17 protein-coding genes are annotated in these 18696 nt (G+C 58.4%); 7 read left to right on the top strand and 10 right to left on the bottom strand.

All coding sequences use genetic code 11. The features are described 5' to 3' along the window. Window position 1: 1 nt before the first annotated feature. Window positions 2–1333, bottom strand: coding sequence for an FAD-dependent oxidoreductase (locus CGERO_RS01400; RefSeq protein ID WP_123933079.1), 1332 nt, complete (start codon window positions 1331–1333; stop codon window positions 2–4). A 125-nt stretch (window positions 1334–1458) separates the two neighbouring features. Between CGERO_RS01400 and pta the strand changes: the two genes are divergently transcribed. From pta to CGERO_RS01415, 3 genes are all read left to right on the top strand, one after another. Next, window positions 1459–2856 (top strand): phosphate acetyltransferase, encoded by a 1398-nt coding sequence (pta, locus tag CGERO_RS01405; RefSeq protein WP_377018088.1) that lies wholly within the window; start codon window positions 1459–1461, stop codon window positions 2854–2856. Further along, complete coding sequence (locus tag CGERO_RS01410; protein WP_123933083.1) at window positions 2856–4052, top strand: acetate kinase; 1197 nt, start codon at window positions 2856–2858, stop codon at window positions 4050–4052. The genes pta and CGERO_RS01410 overlap by 1 nt, the downstream gene beginning before the upstream one ends. A gap of 106 nt (window positions 4053–4158) precedes the next feature. Continuing rightward, complete coding sequence (locus CGERO_RS01415; RefSeq protein ID WP_123933085.1) at window positions 4159–5184, top strand: HNH endonuclease signature motif containing protein; 1026 nt, start codon at window positions 4159–4161, stop codon at window positions 5182–5184. On the opposite strand, the gene CGERO_RS01420 is transcribed toward CGERO_RS01415, so the two are convergent. From CGERO_RS01420 to CGERO_RS01430, 3 genes are read right to left on the bottom strand one after another with little or no spacing between them, the layout of a single operon-like run. Next, on the bottom strand, window positions 5181–7346 hold the full coding sequence (locus tag CGERO_RS01420) for a serine/threonine protein kinase (protein ID WP_123933087.1): 2166 nt from the start codon (window positions 7344–7346) through the stop codon (window positions 5181–5183). The genes CGERO_RS01415 and CGERO_RS01420 overlap by 4 nt on opposite strands. Beyond that, window positions 7343–8302, bottom strand: a complete 960-nt coding sequence (locus tag CGERO_RS01425; RefSeq protein WP_123933089.1) for a glutamate ABC transporter substrate-binding protein — start codon at window positions 8300–8302, stop codon at window positions 7343–7345. The genes CGERO_RS01420 and CGERO_RS01425 overlap by 4 nt, the downstream gene beginning before the upstream one ends. Beyond that, window positions 8302–9711 (bottom strand): phenol hydroxylase, encoded by a 1410-nt coding sequence (locus CGERO_RS01430; RefSeq protein ID WP_123933091.1) that lies wholly within the window; start codon window positions 9709–9711, stop codon window positions 8302–8304. The genes CGERO_RS01425 and CGERO_RS01430 overlap by 1 nt, the downstream gene beginning before the upstream one ends. Before the next feature lie 79 nt (window positions 9712–9790). Between CGERO_RS01430 and CGERO_RS01435 the strand changes: the two genes are divergently transcribed. The 3 genes from CGERO_RS01435 to CGERO_RS01445 are packed head-to-tail and all read left to right on the top strand — an operon-like array spanning window position 9791 to window position 11945. Then, window positions 9791–10291: an NUDIX domain-containing protein gene (locus CGERO_RS01435; RefSeq protein ID WP_123933093.1), complete on the top strand. Its 501-nt coding sequence runs from the start codon at window positions 9791–9793 to the stop codon at window positions 10289–10291. 23 nt (window positions 10292–10314) lie between these two features. Continuing rightward, window positions 10315–11262, top strand: coding sequence for an ABC transporter ATP-binding protein (locus CGERO_RS01440; RefSeq protein ID WP_123933095.1), 948 nt, complete (start codon window positions 10315–10317; stop codon window positions 11260–11262). Next, entirely contained in the window at window positions 11262–11945 is a 684-nt protein-coding gene (locus CGERO_RS01445) for a multidrug ABC transporter permease (RefSeq protein ID WP_123933097.1), read from the top strand. Before CGERO_RS01440 ends, CGERO_RS01445 begins: the two co-directional genes overlap by 1 nt. Here CGERO_RS01445 and CGERO_RS01450 read toward each other — a convergent pair. After that, window positions 11922–12950, bottom strand: coding sequence for a Na/Pi symporter (locus tag CGERO_RS01450; protein ID WP_123933099.1), 1029 nt, complete (start codon window positions 12948–12950; stop codon window positions 11922–11924). The genes CGERO_RS01445 and CGERO_RS01450 overlap by 24 nt on opposite strands. A 131-nt stretch (window positions 12951–13081) precedes the next feature. Between CGERO_RS01450 and CGERO_RS01455 the strand changes: the two genes are divergently transcribed. Next, window positions 13082–14194, top strand: a complete 1113-nt coding sequence (locus CGERO_RS01455; RefSeq protein WP_245998852.1) for a multidrug effflux MFS transporter — start codon at window positions 13082–13084, stop codon at window positions 14192–14194. Here CGERO_RS01455 and CGERO_RS01460 read toward each other — a convergent pair. From CGERO_RS01460 to CGERO_RS01480, 5 genes are read right to left on the bottom strand one after another with little or no spacing between them, the layout of a single operon-like run. Next, window positions 14160–14948, bottom strand: a complete 789-nt coding sequence (locus tag CGERO_RS01460) for a PrsW family intramembrane metalloprotease (protein WP_123933103.1) — start codon at window positions 14946–14948, stop codon at window positions 14160–14162. The two genes, CGERO_RS01455 and CGERO_RS01460, sit on opposite strands and share 35 nt — an antisense overlap. Continuing rightward, entirely contained in the window at window positions 14941–15405 is a 465-nt protein-coding gene (locus tag CGERO_RS01465; protein ID WP_164470213.1) for a hypothetical protein, read from the bottom strand. The genes CGERO_RS01460 and CGERO_RS01465 overlap by 8 nt, the downstream gene beginning before the upstream one ends. A gap of 47 nt (window positions 15406–15452) precedes the next feature. Then, complete coding sequence (gene cls, locus CGERO_RS01470) at window positions 15453–16949, bottom strand: cardiolipin synthase (protein WP_123933107.1); 1497 nt, start codon at window positions 16947–16949, stop codon at window positions 15453–15455. After that, window positions 16946–17725 (bottom strand): exodeoxyribonuclease III, encoded by a 780-nt coding sequence (locus CGERO_RS01475; protein ID WP_123933109.1) that lies wholly within the window; start codon window positions 17723–17725, stop codon window positions 16946–16948. Before CGERO_RS01475 ends, cls begins: the two co-directional genes overlap by 4 nt. 10 nt (window positions 17726–17735) lie before the next feature. Continuing rightward, window positions 17736–18692 (bottom strand): N-acetylglutamate synthase, CG3035 family, encoded by a 957-nt coding sequence (locus tag CGERO_RS01480; RefSeq protein WP_123933111.1) that lies wholly within the window; start codon window positions 18690–18692, stop codon window positions 17736–17738. Window positions 18693–18696: the final 4 nt, after the last annotated feature.

Raw genomic sequence — 18696 nt, forward strand, 5'->3', positions numbered from 1 at the left:
GCTACTTTGCGCGGGAGTGGGTGAGCATCTCGTCCCATTCGACGATCTTTTTGCGTTCGCGACCTTCGGCTTCACCGAGGGCGCGTTCTGCTTTGTCGAGTTGATACCAGCCGTCCCAGGTGGCGTAGTCGATGTGTTTTGCTTCGAGGAGTTCGAGCACGTCGCGGTTGTTTGCGGGGGCGAGCTTGCCGTTTCTCCAGTCGTCGAGCAGCATCCCGGTGGTTTCTTTGGCATCGGATTTGGTGTTGCCGATCAGACCGACGGGGCCGCGTTTGATCCAGCCAGTGGCATAAAGCCCTGGCACAATGTTGCCTTCGTCGTCTACAACATGTCCGCCATCGTTGGAAATCACATGCTTGCGTTCATCAAATGGGACGCCCGCAACCGCATCCGAGCGGTAGCCGACGGCGTGGTAGACGGCTTGAACGTCCCAGGTGGTGAATTCGCCGGTGCCATGGACGTTGCCGGTGCCATCTAATTGCGTGCGTTCGGTGACGAGTCCGGTGACGTTTCCGTTGTCGGCGAGCACCTCCACGGGAGTTTCGAAGAAATGGATGAACAGCTTGTGGGGTGCGCCCTTCGGGTCACGCATGGCGTAGCCTTCGAGGGTTTGACAGACGAGGTCTTGGGATTTGGAGTCGTGTCTAGATTGGATGGAGGCGTCGTCGTAGTCGATGTCTTCTGGGTTGACGATGACTTCGATGGTGTCGGAGTGGTCGAGCTCCTTCAGCTCCAGCGGGGAGAACTTTGCCTGCGCTGGGCCGCGGCGTCCGAAGACGTGAATCTCTTTGGCCTGGTTGGTGTTCAGGGCTTCGTAGACGTTGTCGGGGATTTCAGTCTTATGGAGCTCGTCGGCGGTTTTGGCCAGGATGCGGGCGATGTCCAGTGCGACGTTGCCGACACCGACAACCGCAACTTTCTCAGCGGAGAGATCCCAGGATCGTTCAAAGTCGGGGTTGCCGTCATAGAAGCCAACGAATTCGCCGGCGCCTTGGGAGTGTTCACCGCCGGGGATGGGCAATGGGCGGTCGCCGGTGGCGCCGGTGGAGAAGATGATGGCGTCGTAGTATTCGCGCATTTCTTCAACAGAAATATCGTTGCCCACGTCGATGTTTGCCAACAGGCGGATCTGAGGTTTGTTCATCACGTTGTGTAGGGAGGTGATGATGCCTTTGATGCGTGGGTGGTCTGGGGCAACACCGTAGCGGATGAGGCCGAAGGGGGCGGGCATGCGCTCGTAGAGATCGATGGACACCTCCTCGCCGGATTTGATGAGGAGGTCGGAGGCGTAGATGCCTGCGGGTCCGGCACCAACAACGGCAACACGAAGCATGAAAATCCTTTTGGGTATACGACAATAAGACACCCAATTCTAGCGCAGTAAGACCGCACTTCCTTTCTCTCTGTGATGCGTGGCTCAACGCGGTAAGCTGTGTGCTTAACGCCATGAAAGAAAGGATGCCCGTGACTGACTATCAGCCCACTTCTGTGCTGCTTACCCGCGCTGGCCGTAACTTTGACTCCTTCAACTTCGACGCATTCGCTGACCAGCTTGGTTTGCAGGTGCGCGAGTTGATCCAGGACACCCCCGAACTCGGAGTCATTCTCGCAGAAGATCCCCTTGCGCAAGGAGACGTCCTCCTGGTGGGCTCCGGGAACGTCGACTTTGACGCCAAGGCCGCTTCCGCCTTGGGCGTACCGCTGCTTTTGCTAATCGACGCCCCCGGTATCCATATCGACCTTGCCAAGCAAGAGGCGGCTGCTTTGGAAGCCTCGCTCGCCACTACTTTCACCGCAGAAGAAGCGATCAGCGCGGACGGCATCGCCCGAATCCGCGAGGCCATTGCCACCTGCGAAGCGCGCCGGGTGATGAGCGCGCCCGTCTTTGAGCACTGGCTGCTTGATCGCGCGCGCCAGACCCCCGCGCACATTGTGCTCCCTGAAGGCGATGACGACCGTATCCTCGAGGCCGCCCACCTGCTGCTGGCTCAAAACGTCTGTGAGTTGACCATCCTCGGCGATCCGGCCACCATCCAGGCTCGTGCTGAAGAGCTCGGCTTCGACCTGGGCGAGGCCAATTTCCGCGATCCTGAAAACGATCCGCAGGCTGAAGAATTTGCCCAGGAATTTGCTGATCTGCGCAAATCCAAGGGCGTCACCATCGAGCAAGCTCGCGAAACAATGAAGGACATCTCCTACTACGCCACGATGATGATCCACAAGGGACTTGCCGACGGCATGGTTTCCGGCGCTGCGCATACGACTGCACACACGATCAAGCCTTCCTTCCAGATCATCAAGACTTCCCCCGGCACCTCCGTCGTCTCCTCTATCTTCCTGATGGTGATGCGTGACCGTTTGTGGGCATTCGGCGACTGCGCCGTGAACCCGAACCCAACTGCGGAACAACTTGCGGAAATCGCCGTGGTTTCGGCTCGCACAGCAGCGCAGTTCGGGATTGATCCGCGTGTGGCAATGCTCAGCTATTCGACGGGCACCTCCGGCTCGGGCCCTGACGTGGATCGCGCTGCGGAAGCCGTCGAAAAGGCAAGGGAGCTAGACCCGAACGTCAAGGTGGACGGGCCCCTGCAGTTCGACGCGGCCTGTGACCCGAGTGTTGCCAAGAAGAAGATGCCGGAGTCCGAAGTTGCTGGACTCGCTAACGTCTTCGTTTTCCCCGACCTCGAAGCCGGCAATATCGGCTACAAGACGGCGCAGCGCACCGGCCACGCACTCGCTGTTGGACCGATCTTGCAGGGCTTGAATAAGCCGGTGAATGACCTCTCTCGTGGCGCGACGGTGCCCGATATCGTCAATACCGTTGCTATCACTGCGATCCAGGCGGGAGGAAAATAATGTCGTTGGTTCTCGTCCTGAATTCGGGATCGTCCTCAATTAAGTTCCAGCTTGTTGATCCAACCCAGCACGCCACCGACGACCCCTTCGCCTCAGGGCTGGTAGAGCAGATCGGTGAGCCCAAGGGCAAGGTCACGCTCAAGCATGCGGGTGAAAAGCACGAAGTGGAAGCGCCGATCGCGGATCATTCAGCGGGTCTCGCCCTCGCTTTCGAGCTGATGAACGAGCATGGCTGTGGGCCTGCCGACGCGGACATCGTGGCCGTTGGCCACCGTGTGGTGCATGGCGGCATCCTCTTCTCGGCACCGCAGGTGATCACTGACGAGATCGTGGATATGGTGCGCGATCTTATTCCGCTTGCGCCGCTGCACAATCCTGCCAACATTGATGGCATTGAGGTTGCTCGCGCCATTTTGCCGGACGTGCCGCACGTCGCCGTGTTCGATACCGGCTTTTTCCACTCCATGCCCCCTGCCGCCGCGCTGTATGCCATCGAGGCGGAAACGGCAGCGGCCAACGGCGTGCGTCGCTATGGCTTCCACGGCACGAGCCATGAGTATGTGTCTAAGAAGGTAGCTGAGCTGCTTGATCTGCCCGCAGAGGCCATCAATCAGATCACGCTTCACCTCGGCAACGGCGCCTCCTGCGCCGCTATTCGCGGCGGGCAGGCGATCGATACCTCCATGGGGATGACGCCTCTGGCTGGTCTTGTTATGGGTACGCGTTCCGGCGACATCGATCCGGGCATTATCTTCCACCTATATCGCTCCGCTGGGATGAGCATCGATGAAATTGATCAGCTCTTGAATAAGCGCTCGGGCGTGAAGGGTCTCTCTGGGGTGAATGACTTCCGTGAGCTGCGCAAGATGATCGACAATGAGGATCAAGATGCGTGGCTGGCCTACAACATTTACATCCACCAGCTCCGTCGCTATATCGGCTCCTACATGATCGCCCTTGGCCGAGTGAATGCGATTACCTTCACTGCCGGTGTCGGCGAAAATGACGTCGACGTGCGTGCCGACGCCCTGGCACATCTTGAAGGTTTCGGTATCAAGATCGATCCGGAGCGAAATGCGTTGCCGAATACCGGTCCGCGTGAGATCTCCACCGATGATTCCGCCATCAAGGTGTTTGTTGTTCCCACGAATGAGGAGTTGGCCATTGCTCGCTATGCCAAGGAGCTGGCGGAGTAGATGAACTCTGGGTAAATTTCGAATAAATATTCGAATTTGCTCTTGCGGTGTGTGGTGGGGCGTTTTATCCTTTTCTTAGAACGGGTGATCGGGAAAGGGGGATGAAATGTTCTACCGCAACTGCAATCTTGATGATGACTTAAGTCAGCAGGGCGTATTCCTTCGCCGCTATGAGTACCTCATGTGGGAAGAAGCGACACCAACCGTTGCTGGCTCCAACTGGGAAATGGATGCCCTCGAAGTTGGGGCGAGTCTTGGAATGTCGGCCTCTGCAGTACTCAACCGCTTCTCAGCGGTGTACACGATGTGGAACCTTCCCGCTACGTATAAGGTTTTCCGCCAACATTGGCATCTGGATATTCCTCGGCTGCTTGCCATCAGTTCAGCATTGAGCGAAGCGGATAATTATCCGCAATATGACGAGGCTATCGCCGAGTTTCTTACTCCAAGCGTGGAGGATGAAGCGGTGCCGTCTGCTCGTCAGATCCGAAACTTCATCCGAGGGCTGCAAGAACCTTTTGATCAATCCCAGGATGAGGAAGAAGATCAACTCTGGGTTGTTCCTGCAACCAATGGCAGAACTGCGGTGGGCGTGGTCTCTAGCGACGCCACCGCGTCGCTCATCCGTGAGCGCCTCCGAGCAGAAGCTTCAAAGGGCGACGTGCCGATGGGGGAGCTGCTGCTTCAAATGCTGCAGGGAAACACAAAAGTGATGCTCAATGTCTACGAGGATGCCTCCGGCACAATCCGCACTGCGGCTGGAGCGCAATTCAGTGAGATTGAAGCCACCTGGCTGCGGGAACGAGCTGCCCGTCGGGTTCTCTCCCGTGACGAGACCACCGATGCCTACCGCTTCACCTCGCGGATGCGTGCGTTTATCGCCGGCAGGGACGGCCACTGCCGCTACCCCGGCTGCACCGTGCCCGACTACGCCTGCGATATTGACCACGTGCTCGAGTTTGACCGGGGCGGCAAGACCACACCTTCAAACGCTCAACTGCTGTGCAGGCACCACCACAACCTTAAAACTTACAAACGGCTCACGTGCAGCATAGACGAACATGCGGTAGTCACCTGGCACATCGGAGAAAAAGAAATCCGAACCACACCTGGTGGCGTACTCCCGCCCTAGAACCAAGTCATCGGCCGCACCTTGTTGGCCATATCCGCTAGGGAGTAGCGGTGTCGAGCATTCGGCGCATTGCGAGCGAGGATGCGGAGGGATTCCGACAACCCAACCTGCAGTCCGTGCTGCGTGAAGGGATAACCAAGCAGATCCACATCCGCAGTAGCAGCGCTGAGTTGGTGTGCCCGAAGCCAATTGAGCCCAGCATTGAGCACGGCAACCTTGATCTGTAGGAAACGTGCTTCGTTATTTGGAATGGCCTCAATCCTTCTGGCCGCCCGACGAATCCGCGATTCGTTCAAATCTCCGCTAATCAAATACAAGATCGCGCTGAGCTCGGCCATCCTGTAGTGAGAAGACGCTGGGGAGACTGAATCGAGCGTCGATACCGCTAAATCCACCTGGTTTTCCGCAACAAGCTGCCGGGCCAAACCGAAGGCGGAAGAAACAGTGGTCGGATTCGTTTTCCACACCAGCGCATAGAGATAAATGGCCTTAAATCTCAGCACCTCGGGAGAACTCGCCAGCTCCCGCCACGTGCCGCCAACCTCGGCGATCGCTTCGCCTTGCAAATTAGCAGCAGCAAGAGCGATATCGGGGTTCAGCAGGGATTTTGTATTGTGGCCATTATCTTGCAGGAGCAATTCGGACACTGCGGCGCGTGCCAACTTCGGTGCGGGCTCGCCGGGGAGGATGTTGTAGACCTCATTGAACGCATGCTGGGCGCTGGCGTAGTCGTCGAGAAGCAACGCGGTGATGCCGGAGTACCAAAGGTGGCGCCAGTCGTTTTTGATGGTGAGTTTTTCCAGCCAGGAGCGTGCTTCGCGGATGAAGCCGAGATCAAGGAGTGACCGCACGACGGCGAGAGGGATTTCTCGCGACGTGGGGAAATCGGCCATGGCTTCGCGCATCATCTCCAGCGCTTCGGAAGGTTCGGAGTAAGAAGAACCCGTGATGAGCCCCGCGCCCGGGTCTTCTCGGTCCAGTAGCGGCACTGGCAGGGCGGTGTTGATTTCCTCGCTGGTGATGCGGACGTTGCGTTCGACGCCGTCGATAAGCTGATCCGTGCGATACACCAAGTGTTTGGTGCCAAACGTAGAGCGCTGCGGGGAATATAGGGAATGTTGCGCAGGGAATTGTTCGTCCCGGTGGACGGCCAAAAATTCCCGCAGTACCCCGTAGAGCTGGGTTTCTAAGGTGCGAACATCGGCGAAGCGGCGGTTGGGGTCCGAGCTGGTGGCGCGACGAAGCAGGCGGTAAAGGGACATATTGTGGGCGAAGAGTGGCTCGTCGTCCGGGGTGGGTAGACCCTGCATGATGCCCTCTTCTGTGGGCATGTGCACCACCATCGAGGCGAGCGTGCGGCCGATGGTGTAAATGTCGCTGGCAACCGACGGTCCTTCTGTGGGCACTTCGGGCGCCTGGAAACCTTTGGTGCCATAGATGTAGCCGAAGGCGCCGATGCCGGATACAGCGCCGAGATCGATCAGCATCACCTGATCCTCAGTCAAGATGATGTTGTCCGGTTTGAGGTCGTTATAGAGCACGCCGCGTGAATGTAGATATTCCAGCGCAGGTAAAATTTCGAGGATATAGCCGATTGCGACATCGATGGTGAACACGCCGCCTTGCTGTCGGCGCTGCTGGGAGCTTAACGACGGCCCAGGTACGTACTCCATCACGATTAGCCCGCCGACCCGTGGGTCGTCCACGAAGTTGTAGGCCTTCACAATTTCGGGATGGCTGATGCTCGCCAGGAACTCACGCTCAATTTCTGCGGCACCCATTTGCTGTGCGCCCTCGCGGATGCCTTTGAGCACGACCATTCGTCCGGACACGTTGCGGTCGTGTGCGAGGTAAATGTAGCCCATGCCGCCCTGGCCGATGACGCCGGCGATCTCGTACTGATTCGCCACTACGTCACCGGGGTTGAGTTGCGGTGCGGTCTTGGGCTCTTTGAGCGCGTCTTCCAGTGGGATGAGGGGGATGAACGGCAGGGTGACCATGCCGTTGGCGACGGTTCTATCCGCGTGGCTCTCCGAACGCTGGGAGCGAAAGGTGCTCAGCGCCTCCTCTCGGGCGCGGATGCCAACTTGCTCGCGATAATCCTCTTCGTCGTCGTCCGCAAAAGGGTCGAAAGGTACCGCTTCAGTGTGTGGTTCCGTCATCCCTGCTCCTCGCGGTAGTTCAACTTGGGTGGTCGTTGCTGGGGGAGATAGCTGCCGAACCATTCTTTGAACAGCGCATTCCAAGTGCCGTTTTGGAAAATGCGCTCGAGCGTTGCATTAGTTAGGCGAATTAGTGCTTCAGTGTTGTGGCGGCTGCCGGGTTTGGCAAACGCGATTCCATAGTCCTCGGTGGCTAATGCGCTGCCCACAATGTGAGTTTGCGGATCCTGTGCCGCCATGCCGGAGAGGATCGTGTTGTCGGAAACTACCGCATCGGCCTGTCCTTGCTGCAGGGCGAGCAGACAGTCGGCGCTCGAACGCACAATCAACAGTGTGGAATCCGGGGCGGCCTGCGCCACACGCTGAACTCCCGTTGAACCTGAAGAAGCGCATACAGTTCCCTCGCCGATGTCTTGTATGCCGCTGATGTCTGAGCCGCGTTCCGTGAGCAATTGCGTATCGCCGGTGAAGTACGGAGTAGAGAAGAATACCTGGTCTTGGCGCTGGCGGGTGATGGAAATCGAGCGAATAACAAAATCCACGTCCCTGGCTTCCAAGGCGCCTATCCAAGAGGAGGAATCGACGTAGCGGAACTCAATTTTTTGGGGATCGCCGAAAATATCACGGGCGACTTCCTGAGCCAGCGCGACTTCGAAGCCTTCGAGCTTCCCGGTGACTGGATCCCGGAAGCTGAGCAGATTTTGGGATTGATCCACTCCGACGATGAGCCTGCCGCGAGCTTTGATTTCCGGGACTTCCACGTCCTGCGGTCGGAGTGACCCTAAGAGCCCAGAGGTGACAACGCGCCGCTTGGGAATCTCCGAAGCCGGTTTCTGAACGGCGCCCTCGGGCAGAGGCAGGGAGGCCGGGGGCGGTGTTTCGTCGCTCACCGGTGCTTCGGAGTTGGCGCAGGCGACCAGGCATGCGCAGCATAGGATGCTGAGCCACTTGCGCATTAGAGGTACTCCTGAAGTCGGGGGCGAATGCCAATCCAGATTGATATGAGAGCGAGGCCGCTGAGCACCAGCATGCCGACGTTAAGCCAGGAAGATGCAGAGATGCCGCGCTCAATGAACGAGCGAGTAGTGCTTCTAGTTTCACTGATCAGCGAGGCCATGGAGCGATCGAGCTGATCGAAACCCACGCCGCTATCTTCCTGAGCTGCCACTTTCCATGCAGAGTCAAAGTCTCCCACGCTGATAGCGGCGGCGATATTCGCATGGTCCTGGGCCCACTGATCGGTGGCCTCGCGCGCGGTGTCGATTGTTTCTGTATCTCCTTTGGTGGAGGCCTCGTCCAGTGCTGCGTGGACGTGGCGCACAGCAGAGGCGAATGATTGCTCGGAGGTATCGAGGGATTGGCGGCGAACCAGTGCCAGGGTTTCGGCGGAACGTGCCTGCTGCGCCAGGATGCGGGCGTCGGTTAGCGATTCCATTGGCGCAATCGCTTGCTCGTGTCCACGAACCCCGGCCTGCCAGATGATGATGCTGGCGCCACCGGCCCACAAGGTAGCGAGCGTCATGAAGACCGTAGCGAGCAGGAACCCAACATTCAGCCTGCGGCGCGTGGTTCGGGCCAGCCACACCTGCGCCAGCAATAATGCGGCGAGAGTGACTGCCAAACCTGCCAGCGGCCACAGCAAAGGGCGTGAAGCGCGGCGCTGCTCCTCAGTCACTACCTGCCCGGTGATGGTGTAGAGCTCAGAGCCTGCTGGCAGGATCTGTTCGCGCATGAGAGTGGAGGCCTCGGAAAGGTATGCCACGCCGACTGGGTTTCCCTGCCTGGCATTGGCGCGGGCTGTTTCGATGAGCCCCGCGAAAACCGGCAGCTTTTGAGAGATGCTGGACACCAATTCAACAGGGTGCCCCTCATCGTTGTTCATGCCCACGGCAGTTCTGGCTACTGCTGCACCGGCGTTCTGTAGGGCTTGGTTGTAGAGTTCGCGGGCTGACTGCGAATTTGCATCGGAATTTACAAAGTCCAATGTGGCCATGGTGTTGGCGATGGAAAGCTCCGAATAGAGGGTGTGCGCAAGGTAGCTGACGGGCTCGGTGGAGTTCATCAAAGTGTTCAATTCCGCGCGGCGCTGGGCGGAAGCTTGGGAGATGGTCAAACCAGAGACGAGCATCAAGATGCTCAGCAACACCACGATGGACGTCATCTTCCCTGGGGTAGTGGTGAGGTAGCGCCACAGTTTGATCGACCAAGCGCGCGGGTACTTGATGGAGTCGTACCAAATTTGATGCCAGCGATTCCTGCGCTGGGCGCGGTGTTCACTGACGCGGTCGAGCCAGTGATCTTGGGTGTCTTGATCCACCAGGGCGGTGGAGGGCAGCTTCGTGCGAAGCGTGGAATGCTCCTCCATCCAAAACCTCCGTGACTGGTGTGACAGGTGTGCTTCATAATCTACCGGGAAAGAGGCAGAAACACTACGATGGGGTGCTATGGCTGGCGAAGGTAATGGATGGGCAGCGGGACCAGGCACCATGCGGCTATGGGGCAAGTACGGTGCGGCGGGGCTGCTGTTGGTGTATCCGGAAAATGAGTCCTTTCACGTGCTCATGCAGCACCGCGCGTCATGGACCAGCCAAGGCGATACCTGGGCCTTGCCAGGCGGAGCCCGTGATCTTGGAGAAACGCCTGAGCAAACGGCCGCTCGGGAGGCGTATGAGGAAACGGGCGTGCGCAGCGAGGATTACAACATCGTCGAAACCCGCGTCACCGCAGGTCCCTTTGAGGCTGATCCTCAACGGCCAGAGCTCGCAGGCGGCTGGACGTACTCGACCGTGCTTGCGCTCGCGGAAGAAAAGCTGTCGCTCCTGCCCAACGAGGAGTCCTACGAACTCCGGTGGGTTGAGGCGGGGGACGTCGAAAAGCTGAAATTAATGCCAGCCTTTGCCCAAGCGTGGCCGGAACTCTTTACATGGATCGCTAGCCGGATTTAAGCGGCTGTGGAACACTGAAGCGCATGATTCGAGTGCGTGGGCTGAGCAAACAATTCGGCAAGATTCTTGCCGTCGACGACCTCAGTTTCGATGTTGAGCCGGGCAAAATTACCGGATTTTTGGGTCCCAACGGTGCCGGGAAGACCACCACCATGCGCATGATCCTGGGTCTCGATCGCCCAACGTCCGGCAGTGCCACTATCGATGGCCAAGCATTTCGCGAGCTTCGTGCACCATTGCACACTGTGGGGGCGCTTCTCGACGCCAAAGCGGTGCATCCCAACCGCTCAGCCCGGAACCATCTGCTATGGATTGCACAATCCAACGGTATCCCAAGCAAGCGGGTCGATGAAGTACTTGAGCTGGTTGGGCTGAGCTCCGTTGCGAAGAAACGCGCGGGATCGTTTTCGCTAGGCATGGGGCAACGCCTTGGGCTGGCGACTGCACTGCTGGGGGACCCGAAAGTGCTGCTGCTCGATGAGCCAGTCAACGGCCTCGATCCGGAAGGGATCAGGTGGGTGCGTGAATTTTTGCGCTGGCTCGCGGGGGAGGGGCGCACCGTTCTCGTGAGCTCGCACCTGCTCAGCGAGATGGCGCTGACCGCAGATCATCTTTTGGTGATTGGCAAAGGCAAGCTCGTTGCGAACGCCTCCACCAAAGATTTCATCGCTGAACATTCTCAGGCGCAAGTGGTGGTGCGTGCTGAAAACTTGGATCACCTCAAGGAAGCTATCTTTGCCCAAGGTAAGAAAGCCAGGGTTGAGATTGACCACGAACAGCGCATGCAACTAGTTGTGATGGACGCGTGCACCGAGGAGATCGGGGCACTGGCCTTCAGGGAAGGGATTCAGTTGCATTTGCTGAACCAACAGCACGCCTCGCTTGAAGATGCCTTCATGGAAATCACGGGTGAAGCCTCCGTTCACCACAGCAATCAAACCGCCGGCAGGCACGCACGAAAGGCGCACTAATGCTTCTTAAGGCCGAATGGACCAAACTGCGCAGCACCAAGGCGTTTTGGTGGACGAGTGGATTGTTCTTTTTCTTCAGCTTCGGCTTCGCGCTGCTCATTCGCCGAACGCTGGATCAATCAGCCGAGCTCAGCGCATTGCTCATGGGAATGCAAAGCTTTGGCACGCTGGTGCTGGCAGTGCAGTCGATCATGGTGATTACTTCTGAGTATCGCTACAACAGCCAAAACGTCACCTTCCTCGCAGTGCCTTCGCGTCTGCGTGTCGCCGCAGTGAAATGGCTGATCTACGCACTGATCGTGGTGCTTTTGGTAACTATTGCCGTGCTATTCATCGCGCCTTTTGGTGAAGGATCAGTGTGGAAGGCGTGGTGCGTGAACGTGTGTGGGGCGCTTGCGTTGATGACGCTTTCACAAGGAGTCGCCTACATCACCCGCCAGGCTGCGGGTGCAATCGCGATCGTGTTTTTGTGGCAATTCGCGCTGGAACCAGCCCTGGCCTTTATTCCGAAGGCCGGAGCTGTGTACCGCTACGCCCCATTCAATAATTACGGCGCGTTTCTCCTGCAACGCCCTGTCGCAGACGTACCGTGGGGTTGGCAAGGCTCCGGATTGTATTTCGCCGCATGGGCCCTGGTCATGATGGCGATTGGCGTGACACTACTGCTCAAGCGAGACGCCTAGCAGTGGGAGCACCACCCAAGACAGCACTATCCCGCTAAAGGCGAGCGCCGGCTGCCGCGCGCAACGCCGAGCAACCCATTCTGCGGCGCGGATGAGTGCGCTGCGGATAGGGGTAACAAGCAGCACCAGTAGCGAGCCCACCAGGTTGAACAGCAAATGCACCAACGCCACGAGCAACGCGATGGCCTGCAGCGGACCCTCCAATGCCATTGCCGCAAGCACCGCGGTGAGGGTGGTGCCAATGTTGGCACCCAGCACCACCGGCAGGCTGTTCTTTGGCTTGATCCCCATACCTGCGACGGTACTGATCGCTGCCGCAGAAAGCTGTAGGAGCATGGTTGCGCTGACGCCGAGCAGCAGCCCAAGTGTGTCCGAACCGTCCAGCAACGGACGGCCTGTGCCCTGGTATAAGCGCTGAGAGAGGAAGCGGATCAGCCGCATCAGTAGCAGCATCACCACAATCGCCAAGATTGCGGACCAGAGCCCCAGCGGATTGGAGAAAGCTGGAAGTGGGTCGGGTATGTGTGAATCCGGTGGCGCAATCCAATGCGCCAGGCGGTAGAGCGGGTGGAACACGAGCTCGAGGGGGAGCAGCGTCGCGGCACCAGCGAGATTGAATAGCGCGTGCTGCCAGGCCACGGTCTGGGCGGATTGGAAGTCGTGGCGTCGAAAAGCGAAGGAAAGCAGCAAGGGTGTGACCACCGTGCCAACGTTTGCGCCGAAAATAGCAGCGATCGCGGCTTGCGTGCTTAACTGCGACGTCGCCACCAGATTGATAATCAGCACGGACGTCACCGAGGAGGACTGCAGCACTACCGTCACCGCGATACCGGCCAAAAAGGCGGAGAGCAGCGAGTGCTCAAAGGCACCCACCCCGAACCCCGGAAGGATTGCGCTGGTGCTGCGACTAAGAATTCCGAGTGCGAGTGTCAAAGCGCCAAGGCAAGAAATGAGGGCGGCAATCAGCGCTGCTTGCCCAAAACGTGTGAGTGAGATTTCGTCCACGACCCTCCTTTACAGTAGCTCAGCACAATTCTTGCATGAGGCGGGGAGTACGGTAGTGCAAACGAGGAAAGGAGACTGCACTGAAGGAGCAAAAACTCAGCATCGGGCTGCTCGCCAGCTTGGCGCTTCTGATGGCGTCGGGGCCGTTTGCCATCGACATGTACCTGCCAACCTTGCCCGCCTTGGCGCGAGAATTCATGGTGAGCGAGGCCTCGGTTCAACTCACACTCACCGCATTCATGGTCGGCATGGCGGTGGGGCAGTTGGTGGTTGGCACCATCTCGGACTCGCTGGGGCGAAAACGCCTGCTGCTGATGGGCGCTGCGTTAAGCCTTCTCGCATGCCTCGCGTGCGCACTCGCCCCGCAGATTTGGGTGCTGGTCCTTGCTCGTCTGGTGCACGGTTTGGGCTCAGGCGCATGCGTGGTGTTGGCCAGGGCGATCGTGCCCGATTTGGCCTCCGGTGGTGTTGCCGCGAAGGCGTTCACCATGATGATGGTGATCCAAAGCGTGGCGCCGGTGGCGGCCCCGGTGCTCGGTGGCTTGTTGGCGGAACCAATTGGGTGGCGCGGCATATTTTGGGTACTCGCTGGGTTCTCCGCACTGCAGCTGTTTGTGGTGGGCTTCGTGATTCCCGAAACTCGCCAACATCGATCCGCGCTGCGCCTTGGGCCAGTGGCGCGCAATTTTGTTTATGTGTGCAAACAGCGACGTTTCCTTGCCATGCTGCTAGCGTTTTCTTTCGGGTTCGGCTCGATGTTCAGTTATATTTCGGCGTCCTCCTTCGTGATCCAAGACATCATGGGCTTCAGCGTGCGCTCCTACACCCTGTGCTTTTCCATCAATGCCTTGGGCATCATGGCCTCCGGACTGTTGAACAATCGTTTGATTGATCGTGTGTCGCAGCGAGCGCTTCTGCTCGGAGGTCTTGGCACATTGTTGCTTGCCGACGTCACCCTGCTCATCATCGTCCTCACGGGACTGTCCCCTTGGGCGTTTTTCCCCGTGCTGTTTTTCGGCGTGGCGCCAATCCCGCTGGTGATGGGCAACGCTTTCTCGCTCGGCACAGATCTCGTCCGCAAACATGCAGGTGCCGCCTCCTCCCTCATGGGATTCGTGCAGTTCCTGGTGGCGGGTCTGGCGACGATCCTGGTGGGAGTTGGCGGCAATATGGCGCTCAGCATGTCGCTGAGCATGGCAGTGATGAGCGCTATTGCGTTGCTAGCGAGCGTTCGCGCCGCTTGACGTAGAGCAGCACCAGTACGAAAGCGATCAGGCTCACGGCGAGCTTGAGCACTGCATTGCCCACTGGGGCGTTCCACATGAAGTGCAGACCAAAGCCGAGGGCGAAAAAGCCCAGAAAGCTGAACACTTTCTTGTGGAAGAGCGCGACAACCCCAACGCCGATGATGGCGCTGTATAGCCAGTGCGAGGCAATGCCGATGAGACTTCGCAGGATGGTCACGGTGAGTGCGCCGCTGAGGTCGCTGTTCGGGTCTTCGATAGCGAAGATCGCTGCATAGGTGATGTTTTCAAAAATCTGGAAACCCAGGCCCACAAAGGCGCCGATGAGCAGGCCGTGGATTGGGCGGTGCAGCGCGGTGGAGGTGAGCAGCATGATCAAAATGATGCCTAGCGTCTTGGACCATTCCTCACTGATAGGGCCCGCGAATGCGGCTCCCCAATCGGCGCCGTTTTCCATCAAGTCTGCGGCGATGCGGGTGAGATGCTCATTGGCGTAGACGCTCAGCCAGGTGGGCACGGTGGCACCGAAGATGAAGGACCACAGAAGCAGCTTTGGGCGCCGAGCTTTGGAGCGGTCCGTGAGCAAGATCAGCCCGGTGAAAATCAACGTGGTGACGATGAAGATCGGGGAAATGATGAGCAGCGTCTTTGCGGCCGGGCGGAAATAATCGGCCTGGGCAATCGCAAGCCCCACGGTGCCTGCGGCGATGGAGAAGATGAATAGCCACCAAGTCCAATATTGGGGTTTAGTCATGTGTGTCCTCCTTGAACGTGATGGACTTCAGCAAAGGGGTGATGTCGTGGGGTTTGTTGGGGCTGAGTTCATACACCATGGCCATTTCCTGGTTTTCCCCAGCAAAACCGCAGGGCCCCTTCCCTTCGTTGGAGGTGACGGTGCACTGATTTCCTTCAAGGTTCAGCGTGATGTGATCTCGCTGGAGCTCGGTCACTTTCCTGTGCTTCGCGGTGTCCAAGTCCTTGACGTTGCTTTGGGTGCTCACAACGATGGTGGAGCCGTCGCTGTGAACGAGCGTGACCTTCTTGGGATCGGTTTGGCTCTCCACTCGGAAATCTTGGGGTGGGTGGAAGCTGACGTTCCCCACATTCATTGTTTCCGGTGCGGGCATGGTTTTCGTGGGAATGAGGTGATCAATGAGGGCAGGGACTGCCCATGTGCCTGCGAGTCCGCAGGTGATGAGCAGGGCTGCCACACCCTGCTTATTGGGTATAGATTTCTTTAGCACCCCATGATGTTGCACTACTGAAGTGCAGAGGTCAAACGCATAATGTTATCGATATATCTACGAACAATGCCGCGCTCGTTCCACTCTTCGAGGGTTAGCAGCGTTGAGCGTTGCTTATAATCTTCCGTCAAATCCGTGAGCTGCTGGATCAGATTGCCGCGGGCCATCATCAACGTCACCTCGTAGTTAAGACCGAAGCTGCGCATATCCATATTGGAAGAGCCCATTGCCCCAACAGCGCCGCCACCCGCCTCAGCATGGGGATCTGCCAGCATAAACTTGGAATGTAGGACGGCCGGGGCGGGGTAGCGATAAATCTTCACGCCGGCTTCTAGGAGCGCCTGGTAGTAGCTCGATTGTGCATGGCTCACCATGAACTGATCGCCTTGCTCATTTACGTACAGCTCCACGTCTACTCCGCGGAAGCAGGCGGAGGTCACGGCCTCCATCATGGATTCATCGGGAATGAAGTACGGTGAGCATAAAATGAGGCGCTCTTTCGCGTGATGAATGATCGAGTTGAACAGGCGCAAGTTCGGTTCCGAACGGTACCCGGGACCCGAAGGCACCAACTGCAGTACGTTCACATCGGACTTGTTGTGTGTTGGCAACGCGGGGTTTTGGGGACGCTCCGCTGCGCCGAGCAGTTCATCTGATTCCAGGTACCAGTCCACGGCAAACACCACGTCCATGGCCGAAACCACAGGCCCGGTGAGCTCCACCATGATGTCCACCCAGTGGCGCCCCTCTTTCACGTTCTTCTTAGTCAGGTAGGAGGAGTCGATCATGTTTTGTGAGCCCATGAATGCGCGCTTGCCGTCGATTATCAGCATCTTGCGGTGATTGCGAAGATCGGGGCGGCGGAAACGCCAACGCCAAGGCTGAAGCGGCAGCATGAGGTGCCAGTCCACACCGATAGCGTCCAAGCGTTTGCCAAGCTGCTTATAGCCGGGATACTTCCAGCTTCCCACCTGGTCAAAGAGCAGTCGGACCTTCACCCCGCGCGCCACTGCACGCTCTAGTGCGCGGAAGAATACATCTGTGGTGTCGTCCCAGGACGTGATGTAGATTTCCACATTCACGTACTGCTCGGCCTCATCGACGGCAGCCGCCATGGTTTCAATGCTTCGCTCATAGTCTGGAAGCAGGCCATGATTCGAGCCAGTCACCGCTGGTAGACCAGTGAGACAACGGTTGAGACGGATCATGGAGTCTAGTTCGTCGTCGATCACGGTGTCCTCGGGGCGGTCGGGGATCGACGTCTGCTTCTTGTTGATCTCCTCCAGCGCCTCCTGCTGAATGCGGTGGCGGCGACGGTTGATATAGGGGCTGCCCATCAACAAGAACAGTGGCAGGCCAACGAAGGGGAGGAGCAGAATGACCAGCAACCACGCGGTTGAGGAGCTGGGTCTGCGGCCTTCGGGCACGAAGCCGATGGCAATAATCTTGATGGCGTAATCGATGACAAGGCCGACCGTCTGCCAGGAGGTGAGGTCAAATTGAAAACTCACGGGGTACCAATCTCATAATCCACGATCACCGGAGCGTGATCGGAAGCGCCCTTGCCGCTTCGTTCATCGACATCGATGAAGGAATGCTTGGGCACAAGCTGCTTGCTGGCGAGTTGGAAGTCGATGAGCATCCCCTCGTTCTTGCCAAAGCGCCCAGCCTTGTAATCCCAGTAACTATAGCCCTCAAGCGGGCTTGTGACGCGAAGTCCTGTATCAAGCAGATATTCGAAGGCTTGGCGCTCCGGTTCGGTGACGTGCGTGTGGCCGTCGAAAAGCCGAATATCCCACACGTCCTGGTCGCGGGGAGCGATATTGAAATCGCCGAGCAAAACCGTCGGAGTGGCGAGCTCATGCTCAATGTATTCGGCCAGGTTGTAGAGCCAGCGAAGCTTGTAGTCATAGTGCGGGTCGGCAATTTCTCGGCCGTTTGGCACGTACAAGCTCCAGATGCGCACCCCGCCGCACAATGCGCCGATGGCTCGGGCCTCCACGGCTTGGTCGGCCTGCGGGTTCTTGGCGAAGCCGGGTTGATGAGGAAATTGCGTGAGCGCATCTTCGAGGCCAACTCGCGAAAGAATCGCCACGCCATTCCACTGGTTCAGCCCGAAGTGTGCCACCTCATAGCCAAGGGCCTCGAAACGCTCGCGGGGAAATTGCTCGTCGGTGCACTTGGTCTCTTGCACTGCAAGGACGTCGACGTCCTGGCGCCGCAAAAATTCCACCATGCGATCAACCCTCGTGCGGGCTGAATTGACGTTCCAGTTGGCAATGCGCATAGCCCATACTTTAGGGCAATGTGGCATAACGATGCCGATGATGCTCCCGGAACCCGAGCTTAGAGTAGAGCCGGATCCCCGCCTCGTTACTCGCGATCACCTGCAAATAGGCGTTGGTAGCGCCGTGGTTCTGGCCCCAATGCAGCATGTGTGCCCCAAGCGCGGTGCCCAACCCCTGCCGACGAAACTCCGGCGCTACCTCCACTGCGGAATATCCCAGGTAATCGTCCGTAATGGTGCCTCGCGTGATGGCCACCGTGCGCCCCTGAATCTCGAGCCTGCCAAAACCCATCACCCCATCAATACTGGTGCGCAGCAGTTCGAGCGCATTGGCAGGCAGCGGCTGGCCACGGAAATGGTACATATCCAGCCAAGCTTGGTCAGGCTGATCGTCGATGCGGAAAAGGAAAGGCGTTTCAGGCTTTTCGACGCCCAACGTCCGCGTCATCACCAGAATCTCAGGGCCAAGCTTCCAATCGCGTGCCATCTGCTCCGCCGGCTTGGCAATGCGCTCGGGAATCAGGATCTTCGCCGGCAGCTTGTGGCGGGCATAAAAATCGCGGATTTCTTCCACGGGAACCGGCTCAAACATGGCGCTAGGGCCAAGCGGTGCCGCGGAGTTTGAGCGTTCAGTAATGCCATCGCCCGCGCGCAGCAGCCACTGACCGCACCAAGTGTGCTCAATGCCGGGGAAAGCTTTGGCTGTGGCGTTCTCGATGGCACGAATATCGCGATTGCGCACCGTCACCGGGCTGAGGCGCTTGACTACCTCAATTTCCTCGCGCGGGACGATCACGGCTGGCAGTGAAGAAGGGAAACCTCCCACTGATTGCGGCGCGATTTCGATGCGGTGGGCGTCGAAAAGCTTCACATGCCCAATGACGTCACTGTGGGCTCGGCCAATGCGGCGGCGAACCACCACGCGCTCGCCGGGGCGCACCTCATCGGAGCGGAAAATGCGCGACACGCCT

The organism is Corynebacterium gerontici (genome assembly GCF_003813985.1).
Lineage (GTDB): Bacteria > Actinomycetota > Actinomycetes > Mycobacteriales > Mycobacteriaceae > Corynebacterium > Corynebacterium gerontici.

Coding starts and splice junctions, on each gene's coding strand:
- CGERO_RS01445 (WP_123933097.1), top strand. CDS start 11,262: ATGCTTCTTAAGGCCGAATGGACCAAACTGCGCAGCACCAAGGCGTTT.
- CGERO_RS01420 (WP_123933087.1), bottom strand. CDS start 7,346: ATGACGGAACCACACACTGAAGCGGTACCTTTCGACCCTTTTGCGGAC.
- CGERO_RS01425 (WP_123933089.1), bottom strand. CDS start 8,302: ATGCGCAAGTGGCTCAGCATCCTATGCTGCGCATGCCTGGTCGCCTGC.
- CGERO_RS01410 (WP_123933083.1), top strand. CDS start 2,856: ATGTCGTTGGTTCTCGTCCTGAATTCGGGATCGTCCTCAATTAAGTTC.
- CGERO_RS01455 (WP_245998852.1), top strand. CDS start 13,082: ATGGCGTCGGGGCCGTTTGCCATCGACATGTACCTGCCAACCTTGCCC.
- CGERO_RS01400 (WP_123933079.1), bottom strand. CDS start 1,333: ATGCTTCGTGTTGCCGTTGTTGGTGCCGGACCCGCAGGCATCTACGCC.
- CGERO_RS01435 (WP_123933093.1), top strand. CDS start 9,791: ATGGCTGGCGAAGGTAATGGATGGGCAGCGGGACCAGGCACCATGCGG.
- CGERO_RS01460 (WP_123933103.1), bottom strand. CDS start 14,948: ATGACTAAACCCCAATATTGGACTTGGTGGCTATTCATCTTCTCCATC.
- pta (WP_377018088.1), top strand. CDS start 1,459: ATGCCCGTGACTGACTATCAGCCCACTTCTGTGCTGCTTACCCGCGCT.
- CGERO_RS01430 (WP_123933091.1), bottom strand. CDS start 9,711: ATGGAGGAGCATTCCACGCTTCGCACGAAGCTGCCCTCCACCGCCCTG.
- CGERO_RS01440 (WP_123933095.1), top strand. CDS start 10,315: ATGATTCGAGTGCGTGGGCTGAGCAAACAATTCGGCAAGATTCTTGCC.
- CGERO_RS01415 (WP_123933085.1), top strand. CDS start 4,159: ATGTTCTACCGCAACTGCAATCTTGATGATGACTTAAGTCAGCAGGGC.
- CGERO_RS01475 (WP_123933109.1), bottom strand. CDS start 17,725: ATGCGCATTGCCAACTGGAACGTCAATTCAGCCCGCACGAGGGTTGAT.